At 72.4% G+C, this 26,690-nt stretch carries 24 protein-coding genes, 1 tRNA gene, 6 pseudogenes and 1 riboswitch; of the genes and pseudogenes, 9 read left to right on the top strand and 22 right to left on the bottom strand.

Annotated features, from left to right (window positions below; translation table 11 throughout):
• Positions 1 to 2 precede the first annotated feature (2 nt).
• From FU792_RS17885 to FU792_RS07655, 17 genes and pseudogenes are all read right to left on the bottom strand, one after another.
• Entirely contained in the window at positions 3 to 638 is a 636-nt protein-coding gene (locus tag FU792_RS17885; RefSeq protein WP_238706076.1) for a hypothetical protein, read from the bottom strand.
• Between the two features lie 221 nt (positions 639 to 859).
• Positions 860 to 1,360: pseudogene (locus FU792_RS19490) on the bottom strand (glutamate--cysteine ligase); the annotation flags it as partial.
• Between the two features lie 329 nt (positions 1,361 to 1,689).
• Positions 1,690 to 4,575: pseudogene (gcvP, locus tag FU792_RS07715) on the bottom strand (aminomethyl-transferring glycine dehydrogenase).
• Positions 4,576 to 4,658: 83 nt separating this feature from the next.
• Positions 4,659 to 4,753, bottom strand: a riboswitch (glycine riboswitch).
• A 31-nt stretch (positions 4,754 to 4,784) separates the two neighbouring features.
• Positions 4,785 to 5,395: pseudogene (locus FU792_RS07710) on the bottom strand (MerR family transcriptional regulator).
• A gap of 97 nt (positions 5,396 to 5,492) precedes the next feature.
• Entirely contained in the window at positions 5,493 to 5,996 is a 504-nt protein-coding gene (locus FU792_RS07705; RefSeq protein WP_022923922.1) for a bifunctional nuclease family protein, read from the bottom strand.
• Positions 5,997 to 6,048: 52 nt separating this feature from the next.
• Entirely contained in the window at positions 6,049 to 6,783 is a 735-nt protein-coding gene (gene ftsR, locus FU792_RS07700) for a transcriptional regulator FtsR (RefSeq protein WP_022923921.1), read from the bottom strand.
• Between the two features lie 56 nt (positions 6,784 to 6,839).
• Positions 6,840 to 7,301 carry an FHA domain-containing protein gene (locus tag FU792_RS07695; RefSeq protein ID WP_022923920.1) on the bottom strand — a complete coding sequence of 154 codons (462 nt, stop codon included), beginning with the start codon at positions 7,299 to 7,301 and terminating at the stop codon, positions 6,840 to 6,842.
• A gap of 96 nt (positions 7,302 to 7,397) precedes the next feature.
• Positions 7,398 to 7,787, bottom strand: a complete 390-nt coding sequence (gene gcvH, locus FU792_RS17880; RefSeq protein ID WP_022924139.1) for a glycine cleavage system protein GcvH — start codon at positions 7,785 to 7,787, stop codon at positions 7,398 to 7,400.
• 105 nt (positions 7,788 to 7,892) lie between these two features.
• Positions 7,893 to 8,402 (bottom strand): annotated as a pseudogene (locus FU792_RS18495) (DUF881 domain-containing protein); the annotation flags it as partial.
• 277 nt (positions 8,403 to 8,679) lie between these two features.
• On the bottom strand, positions 8,680 to 9,012 hold the full coding sequence (locus FU792_RS07685; RefSeq protein ID WP_022923919.1) for a small basic family protein: 333 nt from the start codon (positions 9,010 to 9,012) through the stop codon (positions 8,680 to 8,682).
• On the bottom strand, positions 9,009 to 9,926 hold the full coding sequence (locus tag FU792_RS07680; protein ID WP_022923918.1) for a DUF881 domain-containing protein: 918 nt from the start codon (positions 9,924 to 9,926) through the stop codon (positions 9,009 to 9,011). The genes FU792_RS07685 and FU792_RS07680 overlap by 4 nt, the downstream gene beginning before the upstream one ends.
• Complete coding sequence (locus FU792_RS07675) at positions 9,923 to 10,558, bottom strand: CDP-alcohol phosphatidyltransferase family protein (protein ID WP_022923917.1); 636 nt, start codon at positions 10,556 to 10,558, stop codon at positions 9,923 to 9,925. The genes FU792_RS07680 and FU792_RS07675 overlap by 4 nt, the downstream gene beginning before the upstream one ends.
• A 52-nt stretch (positions 10,559 to 10,610) precedes the next feature.
• Positions 10,611 to 11,096: a hypothetical protein gene (locus FU792_RS07670; RefSeq protein WP_149814674.1), complete on the bottom strand. Its 486-nt coding sequence runs from the start codon at positions 11,094 to 11,096 to the stop codon at positions 10,611 to 10,613.
• Positions 11,097 to 11,142: 46 nt separating this feature from the next.
• Positions 11,143 to 11,493: a DUF3830 family protein gene (locus tag FU792_RS07665; protein WP_337587843.1), complete on the bottom strand. Its 351-nt coding sequence runs from the start codon at positions 11,491 to 11,493 to the stop codon at positions 11,143 to 11,145.
• A 64-nt stretch (positions 11,494 to 11,557) separates the two neighbouring features.
• Positions 11,558 to 11,656: a DUF3830 family protein gene (locus FU792_RS18850; RefSeq protein ID WP_337587841.1), complete on the bottom strand. Its 99-nt coding sequence runs from the start codon at positions 11,654 to 11,656 to the stop codon at positions 11,558 to 11,560.
• Complete coding sequence (locus FU792_RS07660) at positions 11,653 to 13,086, bottom strand: amidase (RefSeq protein WP_022923915.1); 1,434 nt, start codon at positions 13,084 to 13,086, stop codon at positions 11,653 to 11,655. Before FU792_RS07660 ends, FU792_RS18850 begins: the two co-directional genes overlap by 4 nt.
• The gene (locus FU792_RS07655; RefSeq protein WP_022923914.1) at positions 13,083 to 14,078 is read right to left on the bottom strand and encodes a D-2-hydroxyacid dehydrogenase; all 996 of its coding nucleotides are present in this window, start codon (positions 14,076 to 14,078) and stop codon (positions 13,083 to 13,085) included. Before FU792_RS07655 ends, FU792_RS07660 begins: the two co-directional genes overlap by 4 nt.
• Before the next feature lie 65 nt (positions 14,079 to 14,143).
• Here FU792_RS07655 and FU792_RS07650 point away from each other — a divergent pair, with 65 nt between their 5' ends.
• The 7 genes from FU792_RS07650 to FU792_RS18845 all read left to right on the top strand — a co-directional run bounded on the left by FU792_RS07650 (position 14,144) and on the right by FU792_RS18845 (position 19,192).
• Positions 14,144 to 14,356 (top strand): hypothetical protein, encoded by a 213-nt coding sequence (locus FU792_RS07650; protein WP_149814673.1) that lies wholly within the window; start codon positions 14,144 to 14,146, stop codon positions 14,354 to 14,356.
• Entirely contained in the window at positions 14,353 to 15,573 is a 1,221-nt protein-coding gene (locus FU792_RS07645) for a M24 family metallopeptidase (RefSeq protein ID WP_022923912.1), read from the top strand. Before FU792_RS07650 ends, FU792_RS07645 begins: the two co-directional genes overlap by 4 nt.
• Positions 15,570 to 16,787 (top strand): aminotransferase-like domain-containing protein, encoded by a 1,218-nt coding sequence (locus FU792_RS07640; RefSeq protein ID WP_022923911.1) that lies wholly within the window; start codon positions 15,570 to 15,572, stop codon positions 16,785 to 16,787. Before FU792_RS07645 ends, FU792_RS07640 begins: the two co-directional genes overlap by 4 nt.
• Entirely contained in the window at positions 16,784 to 17,983 is a 1,200-nt protein-coding gene (locus FU792_RS07635) for a M20 family metallopeptidase (RefSeq protein ID WP_022923910.1), read from the top strand. The genes FU792_RS07640 and FU792_RS07635 overlap by 4 nt, the downstream gene beginning before the upstream one ends.
• Positions 17,984 to 18,078: 95 nt before the next feature.
• Positions 18,079 to 18,477 (top strand): hypothetical protein, encoded by a 399-nt coding sequence (locus FU792_RS07630; RefSeq protein WP_052327729.1) that lies wholly within the window; start codon positions 18,079 to 18,081, stop codon positions 18,475 to 18,477.
• Complete coding sequence (locus FU792_RS07625) at positions 18,474 to 18,971, top strand: GntR family transcriptional regulator (protein ID WP_338101176.1); 498 nt, start codon at positions 18,474 to 18,476, stop codon at positions 18,969 to 18,971. Before FU792_RS07630 ends, FU792_RS07625 begins: the two co-directional genes overlap by 4 nt.
• A complete protein-coding gene (locus FU792_RS18845) occupies positions 18,902 to 19,192 on the top strand; it encodes an FCD domain-containing protein (RefSeq protein WP_338101185.1) in 291 nt (96 codons plus the stop codon). Before FU792_RS07625 ends, FU792_RS18845 begins: the two co-directional genes overlap by 70 nt.
• On the opposite strand, the pseudogene FU792_RS07620 reads toward FU792_RS18845, so the two are convergent.
• Positions 19,180 to 20,659: pseudogene (locus FU792_RS07620) on the bottom strand (NAD-dependent succinate-semialdehyde dehydrogenase). The gene FU792_RS18845 and the pseudogene FU792_RS07620 overlap by 13 nt on opposite strands.
• Positions 20,660 to 20,750: 91 nt before the next feature.
• Here FU792_RS07620 and FU792_RS07615 point away from each other — a divergent pair.
• Both FU792_RS07615 and FU792_RS07610 read left to right on the top strand, forming a co-directional pair.
• Positions 20,751 to 22,000: pseudogene (locus FU792_RS07615) on the top strand (aspartate aminotransferase family protein).
• A 476-nt stretch (positions 22,001 to 22,476) separates the two neighbouring features.
• Positions 22,477 to 22,713: a hypothetical protein gene (locus FU792_RS07610; RefSeq protein WP_022923905.1), complete on the top strand. Its 237-nt coding sequence runs from the start codon at positions 22,477 to 22,479 to the stop codon at positions 22,711 to 22,713.
• A gap of 9 nt (positions 22,714 to 22,722) precedes the next feature.
• On the opposite strand, the gene FU792_RS07605 is transcribed toward FU792_RS07610, so the two are convergent.
• From FU792_RS07605 to FU792_RS07590, 4 genes are all read right to left on the bottom strand, one after another.
• On the bottom strand, positions 22,723 to 24,342 hold the full coding sequence (locus FU792_RS07605) for a BCCT family transporter (protein WP_022923904.1): 1,620 nt from the start codon (positions 24,340 to 24,342) through the stop codon (positions 22,723 to 22,725).
• A 195-nt stretch (positions 24,343 to 24,537) separates the two neighbouring features.
• A tRNA-Pro gene (locus FU792_RS07600) sits at positions 24,538 to 24,615 on the bottom strand.
• 87 nt (positions 24,616 to 24,702) lie between these two features.
• Positions 24,703 to 26,271 (bottom strand): ribosome biogenesis GTPase Der, encoded by a 1,569-nt coding sequence (gene der / locus FU792_RS07595; protein WP_022923903.1) that lies wholly within the window; start codon positions 26,269 to 26,271, stop codon positions 24,703 to 24,705.
• Positions 26,268 to 26,591: a SufE family protein gene (locus FU792_RS07590; RefSeq protein WP_338101175.1), complete on the bottom strand. Its 324-nt coding sequence runs from the start codon at positions 26,589 to 26,591 to the stop codon at positions 26,268 to 26,270. Before FU792_RS07590 ends, der begins: the two co-directional genes overlap by 4 nt.
• Positions 26,592 to 26,690 lie beyond the last annotated feature (99 nt).

The raw sequence follows: 26,690 nt of genomic DNA, 5'->3' as shown, positions 1-26,690 counted from the left end.
GGTCAGGCGGGACGCACCTGCGTGCGGTCCGGCTGGTCGCCCTCAGCCGTCCGCGCCTCCACGGTGGGCACCTCCCAGGTGTGGACCGGGATGTTGTCCTCCGAGTTGTCCAGGTAGTGCCCGAACATCGCCGTCAGGGCCTCGTCCCGGCCGTAGCCGGCGTCCTCGTAGGCCTCGGTGACCGCGACCTGCCAGCTCGCACCGTTGGTGCCCGCCCGGCAGCGGCCCTCGATGATCGACAAGTAGTGGTTGCGCACCTCGCGCCGCAGCCCGAGCGCCGCCAGCCCGTCGTCCGCGACGGAGAGCAGGTGGTCGGCGACGAGGTCCACCGCCGCGAGCGGCCCCAGCCCCGGCCAGGTCTGCGTGGCATGGATGCCGTGCTTGGCGGCGTCCAGGAAGTTCCGGTCGGCGTCGGCGAAGGGCATCTTCGTCCAGATCGGCCGCCCGCTCGTGGTGAAGGACTCCAGCAACCCGTAGTAGAAGCACGCGTTGGCCACCGTGTCGACGGCGGTCGGGCCGGCCGGGAGCACCCGGTTCTCCACCCGCAGGTGCGGGACGCCCTGGGACATGTCGTAGATCGGTCGGTTCCACCGCCATACCGTGCCGTTGTGCAGCTTGAGGTCGGACAGCTCCGGCACTCCCCGGCGGCCAGCACGGCCTTGGCGTCCTCGTCCGAGGCCTCGGGCAGCAGCGCCGGGAAGGAGCGGACGTTCTCCTCGAAGAGGTCGAAGATCGAGGTGATCCAGGACCGCCCGAAGTAGGCCCGGGGCCGCACCCCCTGGTGCTTGAGCTCGATCGAGCGCGTGTCCGTCATCTGGGTGAACAGCGGGATTCGGGTCTCGGCCCACAGCCGCCGGCCGAAGAGGTAGGGGGAGTTCGCGCCCATGGCGATCTGGAGGCTGGAGATCACCGTGGCGGCGTTCCAGTAGACCGGGAAGTCCAACGGCGTGACCTGCTGGTGCAGCTGCACCGAGGTGCACCCGGACAACGGCCCGATCGTGTCGTGGAAACTCTCCACCCGCTCCCCCGTCGGGCCCTCCAGCTCCAGCTCGAAGCCCTCGCCACGCTCCCGGATGAGCGAGTCGTTGAGCGCGGTGTAGCGCACCCCCTCGGACAGCCACGGCGCGTCGAAGAGCTCGGCACGCAGGCTGGGGATGATCCCGATCGAGGCGACCCGGCAGGTATGCGCCCGCGCGGCGTCCCCGGCGCGTCGCATCGACTGCGACAGCCAGCGCTCCAGCCGGACCGCCTGGTCCCCCGCCATGGGTCGCGGCGGCACGTTGAGCTCGATGTTGTAGCGGCCCACCTCCGCCTGGAAGTCGCCCTCGCCGATGTCGGCGAGGACCTCCTGGTTGCGCATCGCCGGGGTCAGGCCCTCCTCCTCGACGAGGTTGAGCTCGATCTCCAGCCCCATCTGCGGTCGGGTGAAGTCGAACCTGCTCCCCTCGAGCATCTGCTCGAAGCAGTCGAGGTCGTCACGGACCTTCGCCCGGAACGCCAGGCGCTGCTCCCGCGTGAACTCGCTGTGACTCACCTCTTGGCCCATGCGCAGAATCCTCACACACTGTGGCCTGCATCACCACACATCCCCCGCCCCGGAGTGCGGTCGGCCTCCTGTGACCTTCATCGCCCTGGAGAGCGATGAAGGTTGCAGGAAGGCGACGTTGGTCCGCGCGGCAGACCGGGGCTTCAGTCCTCGAAGGCCTCCGGGGGCGGGCAGGAGCAGACCAGGTTGCGGTCGCCGTAGACGCCGTCGATCCGCCGCACCGGTGGCCAGTACTTCCGGTCCGGGTCGACGCCCGCGGGGTAGGCCGCGGTCATCCGGTCGTAGGCGAGGTCCTCGCCCCACTCCCCCGCGAGGCTGAGGGCGGTGTGCGGGGCTCCGCGCAGGGCGCTGTGCTCTACGTCCCCCGCGGCCTCGTCCATCTCCGCACGGATCGCGATCATCGCCTCGATGAAGCGGTCGATCTCCTCGAGGTCCTCGGACTCGGTGGGCTCCACCATGAGCGTCCCCGCGACCGGGAAGGACATGGTCGGGGCGTGGAAGCCGTAGTCGATGAGCCGCTTGGCCACGTCGTCGACGGTGACGCCGGTGCTCTTGGTCAGGCCCCGCAGGTCGAGGATGCACTCGTGCGCCACCAGGCCGTGCTCGCCGGTGTAGAGCACCGGGAAGTGCTCGTGCAGCCGCCGGGCGACGTAGTTGGCGCTGAGGACGGCCACCTGCCCGGCGCGGGTCAGCCCCTCGCCGCCCATCAGCCGGATGTAGGCCCAGGGGATCTGCAGGATGCCGGCCGACCCGAAGGGCGCCGCGGAGATGGGCCCGGGCCCGCTCTCGGGCCCGGCCTCCGGGTCCAACGGGTGGTTGGGGAGATAGGGCGCGAGGTGCTCCCGCACCCCGACCGGGCCGACGCCGGGGCCTCCACCGCCGTGCGGATGGTGAAGGTCTTGTGCAGGTTGAGGTGGCTGACGTCGCCGCCGAACTCGCCGGGCTTGGCGATGCCGAGCAGCGCGTTGAGGTTGGCGCCGTCGACGTAGACCTGCCCCCCGGCCTCGTGCACCAGCTCGCACAGCTCGGTGATGGTGTCCTCGTAGACGCCGTGGGTCGAGGGATAGGTGACCATGATGGCGGCCAGCTGGTCACCGTGGGTCTCGATCTTGGCCCGGAGGTCGTCCAGGTCGACCTCGCCCGATCCGGTGCTCTTGACCACCACCACCTTGAGCCCGGCCATGACGGCGCTGGCGGCGTTGGTGCCGTGCGCACTGGCGGGGATGAGGCAGATCGTGCGCTGGTCGTCGCCGCGGTCCAAGTGGTACTTCCGGATCGCGAGCAGACCGGCGAACTCGCCCTGCGCGCCGGCGTTGGGCTGCAGCGACACCCGGTCGTAGCCGGTGATCTCCTCCAGCCACCCGCAGAGCTGGTCGATGAGCTCGCGGTACCCCCGGCTCTGGTCGGCCGGGGCGAAGGGGTGCAGCGAGCCGAACTCCGGCCAGGTCACCGCCTCCATGGTGGTCGTCGGGTTGAGCTTCATCGTGCAGGAGCCGAGCGGGATCATCCCCCGGTCCAGGGCGTAGTCCTTGTCCGCGAGGGTTCGCAGGTAGCGCAGCATCGCCGTCTCGCTGCGGTGGCTGGTGAAGACCGGGTGGGTGAGGTATGCCTCGTCTTCCCGCCGCGCGAGGTCGCCGTGGTCGGGGGCGGTGTCCTCGTCGACGGTGACCGAGTCCGGGTCCGCGCCGAAGGCGGCGGCGACGGCCCGCAGGTCGTCCTCGGTGGTGAGCTCGTCCAACGACAGCAACACCGTGTCCTCGTCCGCCCGCCACAGGTTGATGCCCCGCTCGAGGGCGGCGGCGAGCACCTCGTCCGCGCGGCCCGGCGTCCGGACGGTGAGGGTGTCGACGTAGCGGTCCACGCCCAGCTCGAGCCCCGCCCGGTCAGCGCGGCGGCGAGGGCCCGGGTCTGGGCGTGCACGCGGGCGGCGATCCGGCTCAGCCCGTCGGGACCGTGCCAGACGGCATACATCGAGGCCATCACGGCGAGCAGGACCTGGGCGGTGCAGATGTTGGAGGTCGCCTTCTCCCGGCGGATGTGCTGCTCGCGGGTCTGCAGCGCCAGGCGGTAGGCCTGCTTGCCGTCGACGTCCTTCGATACCCCGACGAGGCGTCCCGGCAGGGTGCGCTCCAGCCCCTCGCGCACCGCGAGGTAGCCCGCGTGCGGGCCGCCGAACCCGAGCGGGACACCGAAGCGCTGGCTGCTGCCCACCGCGACGTCGGCGCCCCACCGGGCGGGCGGGGCGAGCAGGGTCAGTGCGAGGAGGTCGGCGGCGACCGTCACCAGCGCTCCCTCCCCGTGCGCGGCCTCGGTGAGTGCGGCGAAGTCCCGCACCTGGCCGTCGGCCCCGGGATACTGCACGACGACGCCGAAGACGTCCCGGTCCCCTGCCGCCCCCGCAGACTGTCGGCGTCGGTCACGGTGGTGACGTCGGTGGTCACGACGTCCCAGCCGATGGCGGTGGCCCGCGCCCGCACCACGGCCTCAGTCTGGGGCAGCACGTGCTCGTCGAGGAGCAGCACGGCGTCCTGCGCGACCTTGCTGCTGCGTCGCATCAGGGCCATGGCCTCCGCTGCCGCGGTGCCCTCGTCCAGCATCGAGGCGCCGGCCACGGCCAGACCGGTGAGGTCGGTGACCACGGTCTGGAAGTTGAGCAGCGCCTCGAGCCGCCCCTGGGAGATCTCTGGCTGGTAGGGCGTGTAGGCGGTGTACCACGCGGGGTTCTCGAGGATGTTGCGCAGCACCACCGGCGGTGTCTGCGTGCCGTAGTAGCCGAGCCCGATCATGGGGGTGACCACGGAGTTCTTGGCCGCCAGCGCTCGCAGCTCGGCGATGACCGCCTGCTCGCTCGCGGCCGCCTCGATGTCGAGCGGGGCCTCGCCACGGATGCCCTCGGGCGTGGCGGCCTCGACCAGCGCCTCGAGGCTGTCGTAGCCGACCACCTCCAGCATCCGTGCGACGTCGTCCGGCCGCGGACCGACGTGACGACCGACAAACTCGGCGGTGGGGTGGCTGGTGGTCACGCTCATACTCATGGGACGGACTCCTTCGGGCGTGGGCCTGCGCGGGCACCTCCCCCTCTGCCGGCCCCGACGGGGCGTTCCAGAGCTGCCTGCTCCGCGTGGTCCTGGCGCCTGAGAGCTTGCTGGGGAGTTTGCCCTTCGGCGCCTCACCGCATGCCGGAGAGGACTCTCCCACGCGACGTCGTCGGCCTGCTCAATCTAGCACCGGGGCCACGTCACCGTCGCCGCAGCCCGGACGCCTCAGGAGGTCTTGCGGCGCGGCGGCGCGCCGACAGCTCGTCACCCGGGTGGTCCACCGGGACCTCGTCGGCCCGCTCGCTCGGCAGCTCGGCGAGCTGCCCTCGACCTCGCGCCAGACGCTGCCGACCGCGATCGCGAAGACGCCCTGCCCACCCCGGACCAGGTCGATGACCTCGTCGTCGCTGGTGCACTCGTAGACGCTGGCGCCGTCGCTCATGAGCGTGATGCGCGCCAGGTCCTGCACGCCACGCTCCCGCAGGGCGTTGACGGCCACCCGGATCTGCTGCAACGAGATGCCGGTGTCGAGCAGCCGCTTGATGATCTTGAGGACGAGGATGTCCCGGAAGCTGTAGAGGCGCTGCGTGCCCGAGCCGGAGGGGTTGCGCACGGAGGGCTCCAACAGCCCGGTCCGCGCCCAGTAGTCGAGCTGGCGGTAGGTGACGCCGGCCGCGCCGCAGACGGTGGGACCGCGGTAGCCGATGGCGTCGTCGAGCGCTGCCGTGTCGTCGGAGAACAGCAGCCCCTGGGCCGGGCCCTCCCCCGCCCGGCTGGTCGGTCCGCCCGGTGCATCTGCTCCAGCGTTCACCGGTCCTCCTCGATGATGTGACTCGTGTGACTCGTGTGGTGCACACCGTGACGGTATGCCGCGGTCGCCCCTCGGTCAACGGCGCCACGCCGGGACCTCATCGGTGCCCCTCCTCGTCGCCGCGGTCCGGGGACTCCTCGAAGTCCTCGGCCGACACCTCGTCGAGGAACTCGCGGAAGCGCTCCACCTCGTCCTCGTCCTCCTCCTCGACGGCCATGGTGACCCCGACCTCGTCGAGGAGGTCCTCGGTGGTGAGGATCGGGGTCGCCGAGCGCAGGGCCAGCGCGATCGCGTCGGAGGGTCGGGCGGACAGCACGGTGCCCCCGTCGAAGTGCAGCTCGGCGTAGAAGATGCCGTCCTGGAGCGCGGTGATCCGCACCTGGTCCAGCCGCCGCCCCAACGCCTCGATCACCGACACCATGAGGTCGTGGGTGAGCGGTCGCGGCGGCTCGACGGCCTGCTGGGCGTAGGCGATCGCCGTCGCCTCCGGCGCGGCGATCCAGATGGGGACGTAGCGCCGTCCGTCACGCTCACGCAGCAGCACGATGGGGCTGTTGGTCGGCATCTCGACCCGGACTCCGAGCACGTCGAGCTCTTTCACCCTTCCCACGGTACCGCGCGGCCCCCGCCCCCGCGCGCGCGCAGCGCCGCGCTCAGCGTGACTGGTTGAGCCCGGACCGGACCAGCGCGACGTGCAGCGCGAGCGTGTGGGACAGCAGCTCGGCCTCGCGCTCGGCCGGGTCCGGACCTGACGCACCTCGGGCGCGCCGGCGTCGCAGCGGCTCCAGGAGCTGCTGCGTCAGCCCGATCTCCCGGTCGGCCGCGACCCGGAAGAGGCGCAGGTGCCGGGCCTCCAGCCCGAAGCGGGCCAGCGCCACGGCGGCCTCCGCCACGTCGACGTCGTCGGCGTGGTGCTTGCCCCCGGCGTCGGTGCGCAGCAGGCCGAAGGACGTGAGCTGGGTGTAGGCCGCGCTGTCCAGCCCGGTGCGCTCCCGCAGCTCCAGGGGGGAGAGCCGCACCGCGCGGCGACGGCGCAGTGCGCCCGCGCTGAGGTCCGAGACCGGCGCGTGCGCCGCGGGCTCGGGCGCCGGGGGCGGCGCGGGCGAGGAGGCGTCGGCCTGGGGGGTGGGCCCGGTCAGACCGGGGACGTCCAGGCCGCGGTCGAGCCGGTCCAGGGCGTCCTTGATGACCTTGTGCGGCCAGAACCGGTCCCGCTGGGCGGTGAGGATGAAGCGCAGCCTGGCGATGTCGGCCTCGCTGAACAGCCGGTAGCCGGAGGCGCGCCGCTCGGGGCTGATCAGCCCTTCCTGCTCGAGGTAGCGGATCTTGGACTGGGTCAGGTCGGGGAAGTCGCCGTGCAGCTCGCCGAGCACCGCACCGATGGACACCCCGCCAGGGTGCGCGACCGACCTGCCCGCGCCGGCGTGGTCGGGGGCGGCTGAGGTCACGAGCGCCCGCGGTAGTACACCAGCCGGAACTTGCCGATCTGCACCTCGTCGCCCTGGTTGAGCGGCATCTCCTCGATCCGCTGGCGGTTGACGTAGGTGCCGTTGAGGGACCCGACGTCGCGCACGGCATACCCCTCCTGCTCCTTGACGAACTGCGCGTGCTTGCGGGAGACGGTGACGTCGTCGAGGAAGATGTCGCTGTGCGGGTGCCGCCCCGAGGTCACCTCGTCGGCGTCGAGGAGGAAACGCGCGCCGGTGTTGGGCCCGCGCAGCACGATCAGCAGCGCGGTCCCGGGCCGCAGGGCGTCCACGGTGCGCTGGTCGTCGGCCGAGAGCCGGGGCGCCTCGTCGTCGAAGGTGTACTCCGCGGCGGGAAGGTCCGTACCGCCCGGGATCCGGGCCGTGGTCGGGTCCGAACCCAGGTCGTGGTGCTCACGGTCACGATCGTCGCCACTCACGGTGCTGACCTCCTCGTCGGTGGGATGGATGGCTCTGCTGCCCGGCCGACGATGGTCTGTCGGTCCGCTCCAACTCTACGTCAGGCCGCCGACAGGTCAGTCGAGCTGGCCCTGGTAGGCCTCGGAGTCCAGCAGGGTCTCCAGGACCGAGGGGTCGGCGAGCTTCATCTCATACATCCAGCCCTCTCCGTAGCTGTCCGTGTTGACCAGCTCCGGCGTGGCGTCGAGGGCGTCATTGACCGCGGTGACCTCCCCGGCCAGCGGTGCGTAGATGTCGCTCACCGACTTGGTCGACTCCACCTCGCCGCAGGAGTCGCCCGGGGCGACGGTCTCGCCCACCGTGGGTAGCGAGACGTAGACGACGTCCCCGAGCGCGTCCTGCGCGTAGGACGTGATGCCGACCCGCACGGTCCCGTCGCCGACGTCACGGATCCACTCGTGGTCGGTCGTGTAGCGCAGGTCGTCGGGGTAGTCCAGGCTGCTCATCGCTCTCCTCGGCTCGAACACGGTGCGCCGGCCGGGACGGACGGCGGTGTCGCTGCGGCCCGACCTCAGGGATCCCCCCGTCGCGGGCACAGGCTGAGCGTAACGAGGCTCGATCGGCTCGTGCAACGCGTCGATGACCACCGTGTCCGCCTCGACGACGGTCACCTCGGCCCCGACGCTGCGCAGCGAGTCCGTGAACCCCCCGGGGATGGCCATCGCCCCGGCCAGGGTATGCGCGTCACCCACCGCCGTGATGGTGTAGGGCGAGCCCAGACGCTGCCCGTCCAGCAGGATCTCGCCCGCCTCGTCCGTGCTCACGTAGGACGAGGCGACGACCCGGACCGTCCCGACCTGGATGGCCTCGGCGCCGGCGTCCCGCAGCTCCTGGATGCCGTCCAGCACCATGGTCTGGGTGACGACCGAGCCGCCGTCGTCGACGAGGACGGTGATCCCGGGGCCCTGGACCGGCACCGTCCCGGCGAGGATCTGGTAGGACTCCAGCCGCTGGCGGGCCGCCTGCGCGGCGACGTCGTCCCCGTCTGCGCCCAGCAACCGCTCGCGGTCGGCCTCGAGCTGGTCGACCTCCTCCCCCAGCGACGCTGCCCGGTTGGTCACGTCGTCCAGCAGCGCCACCAGCTCGGACTCCCGCAGCTGCTCCAAGCCGGCCTGCTCGGTGACCCTGGCCTGGGCCACCAGGGCGACACCGAGGAGACCGGTCAGTAGGGCTGCGGTCAGCTGCCCCCGGGTCGCGCGGAACCCGCCGAGCCGGCGCAGCCGTCGTCGGGCCTCCGCGGTGGTGGGGGCCGCGCGTCGCCGGACGCGGCCCAGCCCGGCGAGGCGACGGGTCCGCTCAGGGACCGGGGCGAGGTCCGAGGCCTGGTCGTCGGTCACCTCAGGCCCCCAGGAGGTGCCGTCGGATGGCCGCGACGTTGGAGAAGATCCGGAGCCCCAGCACGACGACGACACCGGTGGAGAGCTGGGCGCCGACCCCGAGCTGGTTGCCCAGGAAGACGATGAGCGCGGCGACGACCACGTTCGACAGGAAGGAGATGACGAAGACGCGGTCGTTGAAGATGCCCTCCAGCGAGGCCCGAGCCGCCCCGAAGACGGCGTCGAGCGCGGCGATGACCGCGATCGGCAGGTAGGGCTGCAGCCAGATCGGGACCTCCGGGCTGATCACCAGCCCCAGGACGACGCCGACCAGCAGACCGAGGACAGGGATCATCGTGGCTCCTCGCCTCGAGGGTGACGGTCGGGCAGCACGCCGGGGGTCGGTGCGGGGGGCGCCTCGCCGGAGGGGATGGTGCCCAGCCGGGTCGAGAGCCGCACCCCGGGACCGACGGTGAGCTCCCTGGCGGCGGTCACCTCGGAGCGGAGACCGAGCTGGCGATCGATCTCCTGGAGGTAGGCCCCGGTCGCTCCCGAGGTCAGCTCGGTCGTGAGCTCTTCCGGCGCGCCGATCGCCACGATGTCGTAGGGCGGGGTGAGACCCCGGAAGTCCACGATGATCGCCTGCCCGGCGAACCGGATGGCCGAGGTGCTCGTGAGCCGGTGCCCGTCGACGGAGACGGCCTCGGCGCCCGCCCGCCACAGCCCGTTGACGACCAGCTGCAGGTCCCGGGAGTTGATCCGCTCCGGCTCGGCGTCCTCGCCCGGGGTGTCGTCGGCGGGCTGCTTGGCGTCGTGGAGGGTGATCTGCACGCCCGGGCCGGTCACGGCGGTGCCCCCGGCCCTCACGGCGGCCGCCGCGATGGCGTCACCGGAGCCCCCGCTGTCGGCCACGATCGCCGCCCGCTCCAGCTCGCCCACCTCGGCGCGGAGCGCGTCCACCTGCACGCTCCGCTCGTCGCCGACCCGCTCCACCTGCTCGATCCGCTCGACGAGCTGGGCGCGGCCGGCGGCCTCCGCGGGGTCGGGGGTGCGCAGCGTCACCGCCGCCGTGGTCAGCAGGACCCCCAGGACGAGCGTGGTGCCGAACATCAACCAGGTCCGCGTGCCGGACGACGCGGGGAGCCCCTGCTGGGTGCGCGACCGGGCCGCCGAGTCGTAGCCCTGGCCGAGCGGCGGGTCGAGCACCTCGTTCAGCAGCGCCATCGACGCCGCAGGGTCGGGGTCGGCCTGGCCCCGTCGCCACCTCACCGGACCACTCTCCCGGCGTCGCGACGCTGGCGCACCATGTGGGCCACCTGCCAGCCGTAGGTCACACCGGTGACCCAGTAGAGCACCGTGCCCCACCACACCAGCGCCCAGCCGCAGGCCAGGGAGAGCACCGTCCACCACCCCTCGACGTGCCCCAGCAGCAGCAGGGGGAAACCGCCGAGCAGGTTGAAGGTCGCCGCCTTGCCGATGAAGGTCACTTCGGGGATCGGCAGCGCGTGGCGCCGCACGACGGGGTACATCAGGACGATGAAGGCCTCCCGGGCGAAGAGCACGGCCACGAGCCACCACGGGATGACCGAGACGGCCGCGAGACCGAGCACGGTCGCGGCGATGTAGAGCCGGTCGGCGACCGGGTCCAGGACCTGCCCCAGCCGGCTGGTCAGTCCGTAGTGCCGCGCGATCTTGCCGTCGGCGAAGTCGGAGGCTCCCGCCACCACGAGCACGAGCGCCGCCCAGCCCAGCTCGTGCCGCAGCAGGCTCCAGACGAAGACGGGCACGAGGGCGAGACGGACCATTGACAGCAGGTTGGGCACGGTCCAGAGCCGGTCCGTGACGGGCAGCACGCGCTGCTCCGGCGCCGGACCGGGCCGATCCCCCTGGACGCCCGTCATACCCCGGAAGTCTAGGCGCTCGGGTGACCCCGCCGACCCGGCGACGCGCCCCCTACCGCGGTTGTGACGGGTCTCTCACCGGTCCTGCCGGGGCGTGCTCCCGGTGGGGTGCGGGGAGCCTGCCGGCGAGCCAGACCCCTGCCAGGGCATAGCCGAGTCCCACCACCCAGGCGAAGACCTGGATCAGCAGCAGCGACCAGCCCACGAGACCCTGACCCTCCACCCCGAGCGCGAGCCCCTGCACACCCCATCCGGCGACCGTGCCGAGCACCACCAGCGCCATCGCGAGGAGCAGCAGCCGTGGTGCCGACCCACCGGTCAGGCGGACCAGACCGCCGCGTTCGCCCACCAGGACCGCGGCCGCGACCAGCGCCACGCCGAGCAGCAGCCCCGACACGTGGTAGGACAGGCCCGCGACCCAGAACAGCCCCTGCTGCAGCGGCGTGTCCGGGGTCGGCCGCCACAGGGCCACCTGCGGCAGGGTGAGCAGCAGACCCACGACGACCATCCCGGCGATCCATCCCCAACGACGTGCCATCCGCCCACGCTAGCGCGACCGCAGGGCTAGGACAGCGGCACCGCCCTCAGTCCTCCGCCCGCCGGAGCGTGAGCCGCTCGCCGCGGACACCGCCCATCCACAGGTCCTGGCAGGCGGCCGCCATCTCGGCCAGACCCTCGACGACCTCACCGAAGACGTTGCCGGGCACCCATCCCTGGTCCCCGTTGATCAGCAGGTTGTTGCGCCCGTAGAACAGCGCCAGGTCCACCAGGCCACCTGCACCCGCGGCCCGGTGGGCCTCCTGCGTCTCGTAGCCGTAGGCGGCGTTGCCCAGCTGGTCGCCGTCGAAGGTGAACCAGCACAGGTCGCCCGGGATCGGGGTGATCGTGGTGTTCTCCCGGTCCGGCTCGCGCTGCCGCCCCGGGTGCGGGAGCAGGGTGTAGATCTCGTTGCGGGCGTACTTTGCCGTGGTAAACCTGCGCGCTGGTCGGCAGCAGGTCTCAGACCGCGGCGCAGGTGCGCGGCGCCTCCTCGTCTTGGAGGCGGGCCCGGCAGGTCACGCCGTGCTGCTCGAGGGTGACGGTGACGAATCTGCTCATGCCTCTTCCCCTCGCTCTGCTGACGGGGCGTACAGCATCGGGGGCAGCCCGACCGGGGCCCGCCGCTCGATCGCCCGGCCCACCCGGAGCACCAGGGCGTCCGCGTGCCGGGCCCCGACCACCTGCAGCCCGATCGGGCGACCTTCCGACGTCGTCCCGCACGGCACCGACAGCGCCGGCTGCTGGGTCATGTTGAAGGGGTAGGTGTAGGGCGTCCACGACGTCCAGAGGGCGTCGTCCCCGCGAGGGGCCTGGTGCCCGAGCTCGAAGGGCGGGATCGGCATGGTGGGGGTGAGGAGCACGTCGTAGGTCTCGTGGAAGAGCCCCATCCGCCGCCCCAGGTCCATCCGGACCGCCGTCGCGTCCAGGTAGGCGCTCGCGCTCGCCCCGGCGCCGTGACGCAGCACCGCCTCGCGCAGACCCGGGTCCACCCGCTCCAGGGCTGCGGGACCGTAGCCCTCGATGACCTTGGCGGCGCCGCTGAACCACAGCACGTGGAAGGCGTCCACGGGGTCACTGATGCCGGGGTCCACCTGCTCCACGCGGGCACCGTCCTCGGCGAGCCGCTGCGCCGTGGCCAGCACCGCCGACTCGACCGCCGGGTCGTTGTCGACGTCCAGGCCGAGGCGCGGCGAGACCGCCACCCGCAGGCCCGCGACCCCGTCCTCGAGACCCTCCCGGAACGACCCGCTCGCCTCGGGCAGCGCCGACCAGTCGCGCGGGTCGGGGCGGCCGACGAGGTCGAGCAGGAGCGCCGCGTCCGCCACGCTCGTCGTCATGGGTCCCGCGTGCGAGAGCGTGCCGTACGGGCTGGCCGGGTACAGCGGGATCCGGCCGTACGTCGGCTTGAGCGCGACGGTCCCGGTGAAGGAGGCCGGGATGCGCACGGACCCGCCCCCGTCGGTGCCGATCGACCAGGCACCCATGCCGAGGGCGACCGCGGCCGCCGCTCCCCCGCTGGACCCGCCGGCGGTGAGGCCGGGGTCCCACGGGTTGCCCGTCGGTCCGTGACGGAGCGAGTCGGTGACCCCTTTCCACGCGAACTCGGGAGTGCTGTTCTTCCCGAGCAGGACGCATCCCGCCGCGCGCAGCCGGGCGACGGCCGGCGCGTCCTCGGTCCAGTCCTGCGGCTGCCCCTCGTCGATGAGCAGGCTGCCCCGCAACGTGGGCCAGCCCCGGGTGAGCAGGATGTCCTTGATCGTCGTCGGTATGCCGTCGATCGGGCTCAGCGGGGTGCCCGCCGCCCAGCGCCGGGTCGCCTCCCGCGCGGCCGCGAGCGCGCCCTCGCGGTCCACCAGGACCATCGCGTGGACGACCGGGTCGAAGCGGTCGATCGCCTCCAGGGCACGCTCGGTCGTCTCCAGCGGCGTCGACGTGCCGTAGGCGAAGGCTGCGGACAACTCGGAGACGGTCGGTCGCCCGGACGTCATGGCGACTCAGTCGCCTCGGCCCCGGGGACGTAGCCGAGGCGGCTGTCGACGACGCCGGTCAAAGGCTCCCCCGCGCGCCACCGCCGCAGGTTGGCGACGAACTGCTCGGCCAGCCGGTCCCGCCAGCCTGTGACGTCTCCCGACAGGTGCGCGGAGACCACCAGCCCCGGCGCGTCCCACAGGGGCGAGTCGTCCGGGAGCGGCTCGGTCTGGAAGACGTCCAGCGAGGCTCCCGCGAGGCGGCCCGCGCGGAGCGCCGAGAGCAGGTCCGCCTCCACCAGGCTCGCCCCCCGACCGATGTTGACGACGTGGGCCTCACGGCGCATGGCGGCGAAGACGGCGGCGTCGAGCAGCCCTCGCGTCGCCGGCGTCAGCGGCGTGGCGTTGACCAGGTGGTCGGCCCAGCCCACGTGCTCCACCAGCGCGTCGCTGCGCACCACGGTCCCGAAGTCGGGGTCCGCCGCGCGCTCCCGTCGACCCGCCCCGCGCACCTCGCACCCGACGGCGCGGAGCAGCCGGGCGATCTCCCGGCCGATCCCCCCGGTGCCGACCACGAGCACCCGCTGGCCGCGCACCAGGGTGGTCTCCCGGTGGGCCCACTCGTGGTCCCGCTGCAGCCGCATGCTCTCGTGGAGCCGCTTGGCGTGGGCCAGGATGCTGGCGAGGACGAACTCGGCGATGGGGCGGTCGAAGACCCCGTGCGCGTTGGTCACCATCACCGGCGAGGCACGCAGCTCGTCGAAGAGCAGTGAGTCCACCCCTGCTGCGGCGACGTGGATCCACTCCAGCGAGTCGGCCGCCGGCCAGGCATTCTCGACCGCGGCGGAGAAGAAGTCCCACAGGAGGAGTGCCCGGGCGCCCGGGAGCGCCGTCGCCAGATCGTCGGCGGTGACCACCACGAGGTCCACCTCCGCGGCGACCTCCTCCAGCTGCGGCGGTGGGTCGAGGCCGGGAGCGGTGAGCACCACGACGCGGGGGCGGTGTCCGGTCACAGCGCGACGGTAGAAAGGTCGTGTCGGATTGTCAACAATCTCCTCCGTCAGGCATCGTGGGGCGGGTGCAGGAGAGTCTGACGGTGGGCGCGGCACGACCGCGACCGGCGAGCGCAGCACCGGTCGCGACCGGGGCGTCACTGCCGGAGCCCGGGATCGGTGTCGTGGTGCCCTACGACGTCGAGGCGGTCGGCCCCGGCCAGGGGCTCCTGTGCCACCGGCCGGAGGTCGGGGACGGCTCGACCGTCAGCACCAGCAGCGCCGAGGAGAGGGTATGAGCGGGCTCACCGAGATCACGCGGGCCGCGCAGACGGCCCATCCCCACACGCTGCGTCCCGAGCACGAGCGACGCATGGCGCGCACCCAGGAGGTGCTGCGCGGGCGCGGCCTGGACGCCCTCGTGGTCACCGACCCGGCCAACCTCTACTACCTGACCGGCTACAATGCCTGGTCGTTCTACATGCCCCAGGCTCTCCTGGTGCCGGCGCAGGGCGAGGCCCATCTCGTGCTGCGGGCGATGGACGCCAAGGGCGGTCACCACACCGCGACCCTGCCCCGGGACCGGATCCACGGTTATCCGGAGCACTACGTGCACCGGCACGACATCCATCCGTGGGAGTGGATCGCGAGCACCGGACGGGAGGTCGGGGTCCTGCCCTCCGGCGCCGGGACGATCGCGATGGAGCTGGACGCCCACTTCTTCTCCCCCCGCGCCTACCTCGCCTTCGGGGCCACGCTCCCGCAGGCCGAGGTCGTCGACAGCCGGGAGCTGGTCAACTGGTTGCGCGTGGTGAAGTCCGACACCGAGGTCGCCCTCCTGCGCGCGGCCGGGGAGGTCACCGTGCGCGCCATGACCGCGGCGATCGACGCCCTGCGGGCCGGCCGGCGCCAGTGCGACGTGGTGGCGCAGATCCAGCAGGCGCAGGCGCACGGCACCGAGGCGCTGGGCGGTGACTACCCGGCCATCGTCCCCATGCTCCCCAGCGGCGAGACCGCCGGCACCCCTCACCTGACGTGGGTGGAGGAGCCGCTGCGCCAGGGGGAGGCGACGACGATCGAGCTGGCCGGGGTCCACCGCCGCTACCACGTGCCGCTCGCGCGGACCGTCAGCCTCGGCCCTCCTCCCCCGCGGCTGGCCCGGACGGCCGAGGCCACCGGCCTCGGCCTGGAGGCGGCGCTGCGCGCGGTGCACCCCGGCGCCACCGCCGCCGACGTCCACGCCGCCTTCACCGCGGAGCTGACCCGGCACGGGCTGCGCAAGGACTCGCGCATCGGCTACTCGATCGGCATCGGCTACCCACCCGACTGGGGTGAGCGCACGGTGAGCCTGCGCGCCGAGGACGACACCGCGCTGGAGCCCGGCATGTGCTTCCACCTCATCCTCGGGATGTGGATGGACGGCTGGGGCTACGAGACCTCCGAGTCGGTGCTCGTCACCGAGGCCGGACCCGAACTGCTCGCCCCCCTCGACCAAGGACTGGTGATCCACGCATGACCCCCGTCACGACCGCCTCGACCACGCTGCCGCTGGCCTCCCGCGCCGACCTGCTCGTCGGCTCGGTCATCGACTCCAGCACCTCGCTGCTCGCGCAGCAGACGCACGACATCGTCCGCTTCGCCATGGGCAGCCCCGCAGCCGAGGCCATCCCCACCGACCAGCTGAACGAGGCAGCCCGGAGCGCGCTGCACGGCGCCGACGCCTTCGACTACGCCGCCACCGAGGGTGACCCGCCGCTGCGCACCGCCCTCCTGGAGATGCTGGAGGGCACGACCGACGCCACCACCGCGGAGCGGCTGACCATCACCGCCGGGGGTATGCAGGGACTCGACCTGGCGGCGAAGCTCTTCATCGACCCCGGTGACCTCGTCACGGTCGAGTCCCCGACCTACACCAACGGCAGCGCCACGGCGCTCGCCTACCAGGCCGAGCTGGCCGAGATCCCCGTGGACGAGGAGGGGATGTCCATCGACGCGCTGCGGGAGGCGGTCGAGCGGGCCGGTCGCACCCCCAAGCTCATCTACACCGTGCCGACCTTCCAGAACCCGTCGGGCACCTCGATGTCGCTCACCCGTCGCCAGGAGCTGATCGGCCTGGCCCAGGACTGGGGCAGCGTGGTGCTGGACGACGACCCCTACGGCATGCTGCGCTTCGCCGGCGAGGCGCTGCCCAGCCTGCACGAGCTGGCCGACGGCGATCCGTTGGTCTTCTCGGTGCGCACCTTCTCCAAGATCATCGCCCCGGGGCTGCGGGTCGGCTGGGTGGACGCCGACCCCAGCCTCGGCCAGCTGCTCATCCACGCCAAGCAGACCATGGACACCTGCACCAACCTGCCCGCCCAGCGCCTGGTCGCGGACTTCCTCCGGGCCGGGCACCTGGAGGATCATCTCGTCACCCAGCGTCAGGAGTACCGCCGCCGCAAGGAGGCCATGCAGGCCGCGCTCACCGAGCACTTCGCCGGCCGGGCCACGTGGACCGACCCCGAGGGCGGCTTCTTCCTCTGGGTGAGCTTCGGCGGCGACGTCGACACCGAGGCACTGTTCGAGGTCGCGCTGGCGGAGGGTGTCGCCTACATCCCGGGCAACGCCTTCTCCCCCGCCCGGCGCTTCCCGCACGACCTGCGCCTGTGCTTCGCCTCGACCCCGCCGGACCGGATCCGCGAGGGCGTGGCGCGGCTGGCGCGCGCGGTCGACTCGCTGGCGCACCGGTGACCCCGGACGAGGGCGCCGTCCTCGACGCGATCACCGCGCAGCGGCTGCTGCCGATGGCCACCGCCCTGGTCCGGGCCCCGGGGGCCAACCCTCCGGGCGAGGAGGCCGCCACGGCCGCGGTCCTCACCTCGCTGGCCGCCGAGCTGGGGCTGCAGGTGGCCGAGCACGACGTGGCGCCCGGGCGACCCAACGTGCGCGTCACGCTGCCCGGGGGTGACGGCCCGGGGCTGCTGTTCCTCGGGCATACCGACGTGGTCCCGCCCGGCGATCCGAAGGACTGGACCGGCGACCCGTATGCCGGGTCGGTCGTCGAGGGACGGCTGGGCGGTCGCGGGAGCGCGGACATGAAGGGCGGCCTCGCCGCCGTGCTGCTGGCGCTCGCCGCGGTCCGGGAGGCCCGGCTCGTCCCCTCCGGACCGGTGCACCTGGACGCGCTGTGCGACGAGGAGCAGAACGGTCTCGGCATCCGGGCCCTCGTCGCCGGCCCTCGACCGGACCTGCTCGGGTGCGTCGTGGCGGAGCCGACGGACCTGACGACGGTCGTGGCGGCGCGGGGCGCGTCCTACCTGCACGTCGAGGTGCGCGGGGTCGCGGCGCACGCCGGTCGACCCGAGGACGGCCGCAACGCGATCGGCGGCGCCGCCCGGGTGGTGGCCGACCTGGAGCGCTGGCACGAGGAGCTGCGCGTCGACGCGCACCCGCTCGTCGGTCCCGCGACGCTCAACGTGGGCGTCATCTCCGGCGGCACCTCGGGCTCGGCGGTCCCCGACCTGTGCCGCCTCGAGGTGGACCGCCGGCTCCTTCCTGGCGAGCCGGTCGACGGCGTGCTCGACGCGCTGCGGCATCGGCTCGACCGGCTCGACCTGGACGAGCGTGGCCTGACGTGGACCCTCTCCTCGCCCATGGACATGCCCGGCTTCGAGACCTCGCCGCGCGACCCCTTCGTGACGGCGGTGGACGGGGCGATGTCCGCCGCGGGGCGCGGTCCGGCGCCCCTCGCCGGCTGGACCGCCGCCTGCGACGGTGGCTTCGTGGCGGACGCGTGGGGCATACCCGTCGTGGTGCAGGGGCCCGGGTCCGTGGCCGAGCAGGCGCACCGCCCGGACGAGTCGGTCGCGGTCGACGAGCTCGTCACCGCCGCCCGGGGGTATGCCCGCACCGTCCTGGAGCTCCTCGGACCGGGCGCGACGGCCTAGCGGCGCGAGCAGGGGCCGACGGGGAACGGATTGTCTACCATCGAGACCACCAACCAGGTCCGGCCCGGCGGCCGGCGAGCACAGGGGTGTGGGCGATGACCAGCATCGGGATCCTCTATCCCGGCCACAGCGCCGAGGACGACGACGGCTGGGCACAGGAGCACCTGCGCGGTCACGGCCACGACGTGGCCCTCGCGCTCGTGCACACCAGCGTCGGGGAGGACGTCCACCGGGTCGACGCGCTCCTCGACCTGGGCGGACCGGACCGGCTCGCGGCCGGCGCCGACCAGCTGCCCCCGGGCTGCGCGGCGCTCGTGTGGGCCTGCACCTCCGGCAGCGACCGGACCGGCGCCGACGCGGTCCTCGTGCCGGACACCGCGCTGCACACGCTGCGCTGGGTCGAGGACCTCGAGAGCGCGCTCGGCACCGTCGTCCTCACCGCCGACCCGGTGCCCGCCGGCGGCGACGCCGCACTGCTGGGAGCCGCCCGATGACCGCCCTCTCGCGGTCCGCCTCCGCCGCGCTGCACCCCGTGCCGCGCGAGTCGACCCCGAGCATGGTCGCCTCCCGCATCCGGGAGGCGATCGCGCTGGGCGAGATCGCGCCGGGCAGCCAGCTCGGCGAGGTGGAGTATGCCGCCCGCCTCGGGGTCAGCCGTGGCCCCCTGCGCGAGGGGCTGCAGCGGCTGACCCAGGAGGGTCTGCTCGTCGCCCACCCCAACCGGGGTCTCTTCGTCGTGGAGATGACCGACGAGCGGGTGCGCGACCTCTACCTCGCTCGCTCGGCCATCGAGCGGGCCGCCGGAGGACGGATCCACGAGACGACCCCCGCCGCGACCTCGGCGGCGCTGCTCGAGGTCGTCGAGGAGATGGCACGAGCCGCCGCCGGCAGGACGTCCGGGACGTCAGCCACGCCGACATCCACTTCCACCAGGTCCTCGTCGAGCACGCGGAGAGCCCGCACCTCTCCCGCATCCACGCGACGCTGATGACCGAGACCCGCATGTGCATCCACCTGCTCGAGCCGACCTATGCGGTCGACGAGGCCCGGGTCGGCGAGCACCGCGAGATCGCCCGGTCCTTCGCGGACGGGAACCCCCGTCGGACCGATGCGCTGATCGTGCACCACATGCGGGACGCGCTGCGGCGGCTGACCGGATCCACGACCGGGGCCGTCACCGACGCGGCGGGCGGGCCTCAGCCGTCCTGAGCGGCGGGGCGAGGACCGGCGATCCCGACATACTTCACCTCGAGGAACTCCTCGATGCCGACCGCACCGCCCTCGCGGCCCAGGCCGGACTCCTTGATCCCGCCGAAGGGCGCCGACGGGTTGGAGACGACCCCCTGGTTGAGACCGACCATGCCGGACTCCAGACCTTCGGCCATGCGCAGGGCACGGTCGAGGTCGCGGGTGTAGACGTAGGACACCAGGCCGAAGGGGGTGTCGTTGGCCAGACCCAGCACCTCCGACTCGGTGGTGAACGGGGTCAGCGGAGCCACCGGCCCGAAGATCTCCTCATCGGCCATCCGCGCGTCCGGCGAGACGCCGGTGAGCACGGTCGGCGGGTAGAAGTAGCCCTCGCCCTCGGGCACCTCTCCACCGGTGAGCACCTGCGCGCCGCGCTCGAATCGCGTCCTGCACGAGCTCGGCGACCTTGGTCTGCGCCGCGTCGTCGATGAGCGGGCCGACCGTGACCCCCTGCTGCGTCCCCGGTCCGACGGTCAAAGCCGCCATCTCCTCGGCGAGCCGCCGCCCGAACTCCGCCACGACCGGCTCCTGCACGTAGATCCGGTTGGCGGCGGTGCAGGCCTCGCCCATGTTGCGCATCTTGGCGGCCATCGCGCCGGCGACCGCGTCCTCGAGGTCGGCGTCCGCGAAGACGATGAAGGGGGCGTTGCCACCGAGCTCCATCGAGGTCCGCAGCACCCGCTGCGCGCACTGCTCGAGGAGCACCTTGCCGACGGCGGTGGACCCGGTGAAGGACAGCTTGCGGGCCAGGCCCGAGCGGATCATCGGCTCCATCACCTCGCCGGCCTGCGTCGTCGTGACGGCGTTGACCGCCCCGGCCGGCACCCCCACCTCGTGCAGGATCTGCACGAGCGCGAGCATCGACAGCGGCGTCTGGGCGGCGGGCTTGATGACGCTGGTGCAGCCGGCGGCGATCGCCGGCGCGATCTTGCGGGTGCCCATGGCCATCGGGAAGTTCCACGGCGTGATGAGCAGCGAGGGCCCCACCGGCTGGTGCATCGTGAGGAAGCGGGCGTTGCCGGCCGGCGCCGTCTGATAGCCACCCTCGATGCGCAGCGCCTCCGCGGCGAAGTGCCGCAGGAACTCCGCGGCGTAGGTGATCTCGCCCTTGGCCTCGGCCAGCGGCTTGCCCATCTCCAGGGTCATCACGTGGGCCAGGTCGCCGGCCCGGTCCATCACCGCCTCGTAGGCAGCGGTGAGCCAGTCCGCGCGCTGCCGGGGCGAGGTCGCCGCCAGCTCGGCCTGGGTCGAGGCCGCGGCCTCGAGCGCGCGCATACCGTCGTCCGGACCGGCGTCGGCGACGCTGGCGACGGCACGCCCGCTCGCCGGGTCGAGCACGTCGAAGCGCTCCCCCGCGTCCGCCGGGACCCACTCACCGCCGATGAACAGGTCGGTCGGCACCCGTCGCAGGACACCGTCCCGGTCCAGCCCCTCGACGTCTTCTCGTCCTTCGCTCACAGCGGCCTCCTCATGCGGTACGTTCGGATTGTCAACAATCTATCAATCGCAGGAGACGACCGTGGCGCACCTCAGCCCCCTGCTCAAGCAGGCCACCCCCGTCATCGCCGACCGTGGTGAGGGAGCGATCCTCTGGGACGAGCAGGGCGAACGCTACCTCGACTTCACCGCGGGCATCGGGGTGACGAGCACCGGCCACGCCCATCCGGACGTCGTCGCCGCAGCGCAGGAGCAGGTCGCCAAGGTCATCCACGCGCAGTACACCACCGTCATGCACCGCCCGTTGCTCGACCTCGTCGAGCGGATGTCAGAGGTCCTGCCCGCCGGCCTGGACTCGATGTTCTTCGTCAACTCCGGGTCCGAGGCGGTCGAGGCCGCCCTGCGCCTGGCGCGCCAGGCGACGGGTCGGCCCAACGTCATCACCTTCCACGGGGGCTTCCACGGGCGCACCGTCGCCGCGGCGTCCATGACGACCTCGGGCACGAAGTTCCGCTCCGGGTTCGCGCCGCTGATGCCCGGGGTCGCGGTCTCGCCCTTCCCCAACCCCACCCACTACGGCTGGAGCCAGGAGGAGGCGACCGCCTTCGCGCTGCGCGAGCTCGACTACCAGCTCCAGACCGTCAGCTCCCCGCAGGACACCGCGGCCTTCCTCGTCGAGCCGGTGCTCGGCGAGGGTGGCTACGTGCCGGCCTCGGCGGAGTTCCTGGCCGGTCTGCGGGAGCGGGCCGACCGGCACGGCATCCTGCTCGTGCTCGACGAGGTGCAGACCGGGTGGGGTCGCACCGGGCGCTTCTGGGGGCACGAGCACTTCGGCGTCGCTCCCGATGTGCTCATCACCGCGAAGGGCATCGCCTCCGGCTTCCCGCTCTCCGGGATCGCCGCCTCCGAGGAGCTCATGAGCAGGGCCTGGCCCGGCTCGCAGGGCGGCACCTACGGCGCCAACGCCGTGGCCTGCGCCGCCGCGCTCGCGACGCTGGACGTCATGCGCCGCGAGGACCTCGTCGGCAATGCGGCGGCTCGCGGGAGCAGCTGCGGGGACGGCTGCAGGCGGTCGCGGACGGGCATACCGCCATCACCGACGTGCGCGGGCTCGGCCTGATGCTCGGCGCGGAGTTCCGCACGGCTGACGGCACGCCGGACGGCGAGACGGCCGCCCGGGCCCAGCAGGCCGCCGCGCGCCACGGGCTGCTGCTGCTCACCTGCGGCGCCTGGTCGCAGGTGGTGCGCTTCATCCCCGCGCTGGTCGTCACCGAGGATCAGGTCGACGAGGCCGGCGACCTGTGGGGCAAGGCCCTCGCCGACGTCCTCTGAACACACCGCCGACACCTCACCGGGCGTCGCGAGTGGTTGCCCCACACCCCACCGGGCGTCGCGCATGGTGGCCTCGGCCTCTCGACGACACGCCCGACCCGATCGGCACCAGCGTTCAGGTGAACGCTAGGGCCGACGACACGCCCGACCCGATCGGCCCTGACGTTCACGTGAACGCCCTGGCCGACCGGCACCAGAGTCGACGTCAGACCGAGGGCGGCCAGCGGTGCCGACGCCAGCCGCCCCAGGTCGCCGACTGAGGCGGCGTAGGGTCATTCGCCCACCTCATCTCGGGCACGCCGAGCACCCAACCGGCGGCAGGAGAAGGCGGACAGGCCGCGGACAGGCTCGATCGCGGGGCTGGCCGGACCCTCGAGGTCGATGCGATCGACGGACAGCCGGCCCTGTGTCTCATCGAGTCCGACGGCGCTCCCTCCTGCGCGGTCGATCTGGCCTTCACCTGCGAGGCGACGCCCGTGTGGAGCGACGAGCAGATCTACGCCTGGGTCGTGCGCGACGGCACTGAGCGTGCCGCCCTCGTCAGCCCGGACGCTCCCACGCAGGAGGCGCAGATCTGGGTGGTCGACTCCCTGACCGTCACGGTGGCCGTCCTGGACTCTCGCCCCTCCGGCCCGTCCCAGGAGCTGGTGTCCTGGGACGCCGAGGGTGAGGTCACCGACGTCGTGCCCGGCCCGTCACGTGGCGACACCTGAGCCGCAGCCTCACGCGTCCGTCGTCTCCTCCGACTGCCGGTGGATGTGCTCCTTCGGGCTGATGTCGTCGTCCCCACGAGTGACCCGCAGCTTCTCCGACCGCAGTCCGGCGAAGAGCGCCGGGATCATCGCGAAGACGAGGATGAAGATCGGCAGTCCGATGACGGTGATGACCTGTTGCAGGGCGTTGAGCCCTTCGTCGCCGCCGAGGACGATGAGCAGCGCCGCCAGCGCGCCGAGGCAGACCGCCCAGAAGACGCGCTGGCCGACAGGGCCTTCCTCGTCCTCACCGCTGCAGAGCATGTCGACGACCAGCGCCGCCGAGTCCGCCGAGGTCGCGAAGAAGAGCGCGACGATGACGACCACCAGGCCCTGCAGCAGCGGGGTCCAGGGGAAGTTCTCGAAGAAGGTGAACATCGCCAGCGGCACGCTCTCGCCGACCGCGGTGGAGATCGGTCCGCCGTCGCCACCGATGCCGTCGATGTTCATCGCCGACCACCCGAAGATGACGAACCAGACGAGGGTGAACAGCGAGGGCGCGACCAGCACGCCACCGATGAACTCACGCACCGTCCGGCCCCGCGAGATCCGCGCCAGGAAGACGCCCATGAACGGCGCCCAGGTCACGGTCCAGGCCCAGTAGAAGACGGTCCACCCGGCCTGCCAACCCCAACCGTCCTCGGTGGTCTCGTTGGCCAGCGCGTCGTTCCAGAACGACAGCTCGGGCAGCGCCGCGAGGTAGTTGCCGGCGCTCTCCACCAGCTCGCGGAGCAGGAAGACAGTCGCCCCGCCGGTGAAGAGGACGAAGAGCATCATGCCCACCGCCATACCGATGTTGAGGTTCGACAGCCGCTTGATGCCCTTGTCGAGCCCGACCGCGACCGACACCGTGGCCACCGCCGTGAGCACCGCGATGACGACGACCTTGACGACAACCCCGTCGCCGACGCCGGTGAGCTCCGAGAGCCCCGCGCTGATCTGCGAGGTGCCCAGGCCGAGACTCACCGCGAGCCCGAAGAGCGTGCCGAGCACCGCGAAGACGTCGATGCTCTTGCCGATCGGCCCGTGGATGCGCTCCTTGAGGAACGGGTAAAAGACCGAGCTCACCCGCATCGGCAGGTCGTAGCGGTAGATGAAGAAGCCGAAGGCCAGCCCCGGGAGGGTGAAGATCGTCCAGGTATGCAGTCCGAGGTGGTAGAGCGCGATGTTCATCGCGTCCTCGGCGGCTGCGGCGCTGTAGGGCTCGACGCCCGGGAACGGCGGCGCGCTGAAGTGCGAGATCGGCTCCGCCACACCCCAGAACATCAGCACGGTCCCGATGCCACCGGCGAAGAGCATGGTGAACCACGACAGCCGCGAGTAGCGCGGCTTCTCGTCGCCCTTGCCCAGGCGCAGCTCGCCGTACTTGCTGATCGCGATCCAGATGAGGAAGATCAGCCAGGCGGTGACACCGAGGATGAAGAACCAGCCGAGATTCGTCGTCACCCACGAGCGTGCCGCGGCGAAACCCTCGCCGATGCCTCCGGGGAAGAGCAGCAGCAGGATGAGGATGACCACCATCAGGCCGGCTGAGGTGAAGAAGATCTGGGGGTTGGTCTTCAGGCCGAGTCGTCGTGCGAGAGCGTCCACGTGGAATCCCAGGGTAGTTGTCTACTTGTCGACAATCGACCCTAGCGAGACATTCACCTGCTGGCTAGGCCTGAGACACAGCCTCCCGAACAGCCCTCTCCGGATCGAGCGCCCCGGGCCGACCAGGGACCATGCGAAAGGGCCGGACCCGCGCGATGTCGGTCCGGCCCCGTGCGATCGTCCGAGGACATCCGATGGTCGGGCTGACAGGATTTGAACCTGCGACCCCTTGACCCCCAGTCAAGTGCGCTACCAAAACTGCGCCACAGCCCGTGGCTGTCACCGCCAAGGCGGCAACCTGGGAAATGCTACCCCACCGGCACCGCCCCGACCCAACCGGCCGAGGCGGCCCGAGGGCCCTCAGCGACGCCGCTTCTCCCGCACCCTGACCGAGATCTCGATGGGCGTCCCGACGAAGCCGAACTGCTCGCGAAGGCGCCGCTCGAGGAAGCGTCGGTAGCCCGCCTCGATGAAGCCGGAGGCGAAGATCACGAAGCGCGGCGGGCGGGTGTCGGCCTGGGTGGCGAAGAGGACCCGCGGCTGCTTCCCGCCGCGCACCGGGTGCGGCTGGCCGGCCACGACCTCACCGAGGAAGGCGTTGAGTTTGGCCGTCGGGATGCGCCGGTCCCACGAGCCGAGCGCGGTGTCCAGCGCGGGCACCAGCTTGGCGACGTTGCGCCCGGTGGCGGCGGAGATGTTGACCCGCGGCGCCCAGGTGATCTGCACCAGCTCGCGCTCGATCTCGCGCTCCAGGTAGTAGCGGCGCTCCTCGTCGAGGGTGTCCCACTTGTTGTAGGCGACGACCAGCGCGCGGCCGGAGTCGACGACCTGCTGGATGACCCGGATGTCCTGCTCGGCGATCGGCTCGGACACATCGACCAGGACGACCGCGACCTCGGCCTTCTCCAGGGCGGCCTGGGTGCGCAGCGAGGCGTAGAAGTCCGCGCCCTTGGTCTGGTGCACGCGCCGGCGGATGCCCGCGGTGTCGACGAAGCGCCATACCCGGCCGTCGTCGCCGAGCTCGATGAGCTCGTCCACGGGGTCGCGGGTGGTCCCGGCGACGTCGTCCACGACGACGCGGTCGGAGCCGGCGAGCTTGTTGAGCAGGGAGGACTTGCCGACGTTGGGGCGCCCGAGCAGGGCCACCCTTCTCGGCCCGCCCTCCGGCGCCACGCCGGCCACGGCCGACCTCTCCGGCAGGACGTCGAGCAGCGCGTCGAGCGCGTCGCCGGAACCGCGGCCGTGCAGCGCTGACACCGGCCACGGCTGGCCCAGCCCCAGGCTCCACAGCATCGCGGCGTCGGCCTCGAAGCGCTGGTCGTCGACCTTGTTGGCGACGAGCACGACGGGCCTGCCGGAGCGGCGCAGCAGCCGCACGACCTGCTCGTCGGTGTCGGTCGCGCCGACGGTGGCGTCGACGACGAACATCACGGCGTCGGCGAGCTCGATGGCGACCTCGGCCTGCTCGGCCACCCGCAGGTGTATGCCTGTGGCGTCGACCTCCCAGCCGCCGGTGTCGACGAGGGTGAAGCGGCGCCCGGACCACTCCGCGTCGTAGGACACGCGGTCGCGCGTGACGCCCGGGACGTCCTCGACGACCGCCTCGCGGCGGCCGAGGATGCGGTTGACCAGGCTGGACTTGCCGACGTTGGGACGCCCGACGACCGCGACGACGGGGCGACCGCCCACGTCCTCCCGGTCCTCCTGCGGCAGCTCGCCCCGCTCGACGAGGGCCTGGTCCTCGTCCGAGAGCTCGAAGTCGACCAGACCCGCGCGCAGGGCCTGCTCCAGCGCCTCGTCCTGCTCGCTGGCCTCGTCGTCATCATGCAGGTCGGGCAGCCCGTCGGGGTCTCCCGCGGTCCACTCGACCTCGACCTCGGCGTGGTCGCTGTCCTCCTGCGGAGCGGGCGTGCCGTCCTGCTGGCTCATGCTCCCTCCCCCGCGGCCGCGAGGGCCTCCGAGCGCAGCCGCACCTGCCGCTTGATCCGGCCGAGCATACCGACCATCCCGCGCATGCGCAGCGGCGAGACCGCCTCGGCCAGGCCGAAGCGGTAGGGCGCGTCGTCGGGGACGTCGAGCACCTGCTGCGCGCCGAGCCCGTCCAGGCCCTCGTGCAGGATGCCGGCGAAGCCGCGCGTCGTCGGGGCCTCCGCGGGCGCGTCGAAGAAGAGCCGCACCGTGCGCTCGGCGTCGTCCTCGACCTCGACCGCGAGGAACAACGGCGACTGGCACTCGTCGACCCGCTCCATCTGGTCGAGGTGGCCCTCGTAGCGCTCGGGCAGCCCGGGAGCTCACGGGAGAGCTCCGTAGCAGCTGCAGCCGCTCGGGCTGGCTCACCGCGTGGAAGT

This window comes from Serinicoccus marinus DSM 15273, assembly GCF_008386315.1.
Taxonomy (GTDB): domain Bacteria; phylum Actinomycetota; class Actinomycetes; order Actinomycetales; family Dermatophilaceae; genus Ornithinicoccus; species Ornithinicoccus marinus.
Note: the sequence above shows the minus strand (reverse complement) of the source record. Positions and strands in the feature narration are given on the sequence as shown.